Source organism: Infirmifilum sp. (assembly GCF_049970975.1).
Classification (GTDB): Archaea; Thermoproteota; Thermoprotei; order Thermofilales; family Thermofilaceae; genus Thermofilum; species Thermofilum uzonense.
Genome location: NZ_JBMFLX010000130.1, coordinates 1 through 3,563, shown reverse-complemented (window position 1 = coordinate 3,563; position 3,563 = coordinate 1). Strand labels below are relative to the sequence as shown.

At 52.8% G+C, this 3,563-nt stretch carries 4 protein-coding genes; all 4 read left to right on the top strand.

Features of this window, described 5'->3' with window-relative positions:
• The coding region (locus ACP5KC_RS09460) for a hypothetical protein (protein WP_428287393.1) at nucleotides 1–920 on the top strand (920 nt) is incomplete at its 5' end.
• Nucleotides 917–2,350, top strand: a complete 1,434-nt coding sequence (locus ACP5KC_RS09455) for an acyl-CoA reductase (RefSeq protein WP_428287392.1) — start codon at nucleotides 917–919, stop codon at nucleotides 2,348–2,350. The genes ACP5KC_RS09460 and ACP5KC_RS09455, both read left to right, overlap by 4 nt.
• Before the next feature lie 2 nt (nucleotides 2,351–2,352).
• Nucleotides 2,353–3,348 carry an NAD-dependent epimerase/dehydratase family protein gene (locus ACP5KC_RS09450; protein WP_428287391.1) on the top strand — a complete coding sequence of 332 codons (996 nt, stop codon included), beginning with the start codon at nucleotides 2,353–2,355 and terminating at the stop codon, nucleotides 3,346–3,348.
• 113 nt (nucleotides 3,349–3,461) lie between these two features.
• Nucleotides 3,462–3,563 (top strand): archaellin/type IV pilin N-terminal domain-containing protein (locus ACP5KC_RS09445; protein WP_424740403.1); only part of this gene is annotated, 102 nt, incomplete at its 3' end.

The following is a 3,563-nucleotide window of genomic DNA, read 5'->3' as shown; positions in this document are numbered from 1 at the left end:
GTAAAACACCTGTCAGAATATACCGTAGCCCTCTCGAGCTCGTGCTAATGACTGTGGCCAACGCTAACCTATTCGAGTACGTCTACGGCGGCGAGCTTAAGCAAGGGGAGGGGCTCGCCCTTTTCCTAGCGGCTGAGGAGCTTAAGAACCACTTGAACTTCGTCGCCTTCGTTGATCTCGCACTTCAATACAAGAAGATAAGGCTTCTATACGGGATGGACTTGGTTCCCGAGAGCGGCGACACCCCTTTATGGAAGAGACTCGTCCCCAACACGAAGAGGATAGCCGAGTTTATCAAGAGCAGGGAAGAGCCAAAGCTCTTCTTTTCAGCTCCAGCTGGTGTCCATCTTGTATCGCAGCAGTTTGCAGGCCTAGGACTGCTAAAGAAGGCTCTTTACAAGCTAGCCCTTGGCGCGCCTCCAATTGACCTGGGTAGAGGAGGCGTCATAGTAACCGGGGGAGGCTCAAAGGGGCTTCAAGTCCCAGAGTACCATGTAATTGTCGAAGAAGCAAGGAGAGTCTTCAAGGCTGAGGATAAGGATACTGGAGGAGAAGTCCCCGTCCCATTCATGGACGTACTAGGCATGACTGAAACCCTCACCGCGCTCCTAGACAACTACGGAGTCATGCACAAGATACCGCATCCCCTACAGGAGGTCTTCCTTCTAGACCCCAAAACGTACAAGCCCATGGAGCACTACAACAAGGACGGGCTACTAGCGATATACGACCCACTCGCCGTATCCTGGCTTGAAGTCTTCATACCGGGCGACATTGTGAGGCAGGTCCCCTCAGACAGGTATTATGGACGCGAATTCATCTATGTCAGGAGGCTAACAGAGGAAGAGGGTTGGAGCCTACAGAGAGCATGCGGTGGGACCCTCGAGGAGCTCATGATAAGGGGCGGGGAGATCCAATGAGCATCGAAGTCCCCGTATTCTACCCCGGCATAGACCCCAAAGGCATAGAGCATGTAAAGCATGAGGACTTAGTCCTACACGAGGTAAAAGCCGACTGGCTAATACCACTGCTGAAGGCGGCGCCCTCGACACAGCAAGAGCTAGCAAACACACCGCTAAAACAGAGATTAAAGGCTATAAGCATGCTGGGAGAAGAATGGCTTGAAAAGCTTGAAAGCGGAAAGCTATCCCGGCTCAAGGAGGAGCTAGCAAGGGCGACAGGATACCCGCTAAAACTCATAGACCTCGAGTTCGACTTCGTGGCCGAGGTACTTAACCAAGAGAACCTGGTGAGGATCCTAGACGTGTCCCTCACAGGAGGGGCTGAAAGCCTGGAGAGACTAGTAGAGCTGGCGCCAGGCGAGCGTGTTAGGACAATGCCCGCGGGGCCCGTTTTAATAATAGGCTCAGGGAACTCGATAATCCCTCCACTCATCCCAACAACTCTTTCTATCGTCACGGGAAACTTCACGATACTCCGGCCCTCCATAACAAACATAAAAGCAGTACAAGAAGTCTACTCGCCACTCCAAAACCTACCGAACGACGACCCACTCAGGAGAGCCCTAATAGTGGGATACTACGCCCACGAGAGCCGCAACCTCAAGACACTCCTCGAAAAAGCCCCCCTGGGCGTCGTTAACTACTGGGGTGGGGAGCCGGGCAGAACGCTTGTAGCGCACATGTTAGCGGTCAACCCCTACAGGCCTAGGTTTATAGTTAATGGGCCCATGACGGGCTTCGCGATAATAGACTCGGAGCACGTGGACCAGCAGACTGCAGAGAGACTAGCCCTAGAAATGATACTCTACGAGCAACAACTCTGCAACTCGCCGACCCAGGCAGCCCTAATAGGGCCTCGACACGAGGCAATCCAGTTCGCCGAGATGCTTGCGTCAGCACTTGAGAAAATAGGACAGGAGTACTCCTTGCAGAGCGAGACTCTTCCCTACGCCCTCTTCGTCCTTATCAGAAGCCTTGAGCTGGCAGGCGCGAAGGTATTAGCCAGCACCGACCCTAGAAACCCCTGGACAATAGTCGTCTCGGAGAACGACAGCGCTCTCGCAAAGCTTCCAAAAGATGCCCTGCTCCCCCTTCACTATAGAAGAAGGTTCATAGAGATTGTCGCCGTCCAGAATACTAAGGAGGCCCTAGCTTTAATCGAGAAACTGCCAAAGAACCCTGCATACCAAGGCGTGGACAAGGTTCAGACAATCGCGATGGCCTTAACCCCCGACAAGATCGCCGAGATAGAGAAAAACCTTCACAGACTGGGAGTCTACAGGGTTGTCCCCCTCGGCGAGAGCTACCTCAGAACACCCCTTGAACCCTATGACGGTCTTCACATTCCCCAGGCCTTCACATATACTGTCTACTTAAGGGTGAGGTGACGATGAAGATCCTAGTCACGGGGGCCTCGGGTTTCCTAGGCGGTCACCTCGTGGAAGAGCTTGTAAGCAAGGGCTACACTGTTAGAGCACTTGTACGCCCCACCAGCGACACCAGGCTCCTAGAAGCCCTTGGAGTCGAGCTCTACAAGGGAGACATAACGAAACCCTGGACACTCCCCGGAGCGGTCAAGGGGGTCGACTCCGTAATCCACCTTGCAGCCTACTACACCTTCTTCGGAAAAAAGGAGCTATACGAGCTGGTAAACGTGAAGGGGACGGAGTGGCTCGCCACAGCCGCTATTGAAAGCGGGGTCTATCGATTCATATACTGCAGCAGCACCGAGGCCATTGGCCCAGTCTTAAACCCGCCGGGAGACGAGAACACCCCCCTTAGACCCCAGTTCGAATACGGCAAGTCCAAGGCCAGGGCAGAGCAAGTCGTGAGAAAACTCTCAGAGAAAGGCCTGAAATATACGATTATAAGGCCCTCCGGCATCTACGGTCCGAGAAACGTCGACGACGTCTCATACTGGTTCATCACGAGCTATGCGAAGGGAGGCCTAGCCAGCAAGGTCAAGATAGGCTCAGGAGAAAACCTGGTACAGTTCGCACACGTGAAGGACGTCGTCCAAGGCTTCATCCTCGCCCTCGAAAAAGAAAACGCGGTAAACCAGACATACATCATCAGCGAGGACAAGTGGTACACCTACAACCAGGTCTACCAAGTCCTCCACGAGCTAACAGGCATGGGGCCGCCCAGCATCACCCTACCCCCAGGACTCGCAAAGATACTAATAGCCCCACTCGAGATCTACGACCGCATAACACGCCAAGGCAACCTCATGCACCGCACAGCACTCGCAGACTCCGTCACCACGAACAGGGCCTACAGCGTCGAGAAAGCCAGAAAAGAGCTAGGCTACAAGCCACGCTACAACCTGAAACAAGGACTCAAGGAGACAATAGAATGGTACCGTGAAAACCACTACCTAGACTAGCCCCACGTCCCTAAATTTCAAAATTATAAATTGAAACCCCAACCTTACATTTTTAAAGTTCCAAAATACAGCATAGGAAAAATATTTAAGCAAGCCAACCTTAATACATTTGTATGACCACAAGAAAAGGTATCTCCCCCGTAATAGCGACAGTAATAATAGTAGCCGTGACAATCGCAGTAGCCATAGCAGTAGCCTTCTGGATGACAGGCATC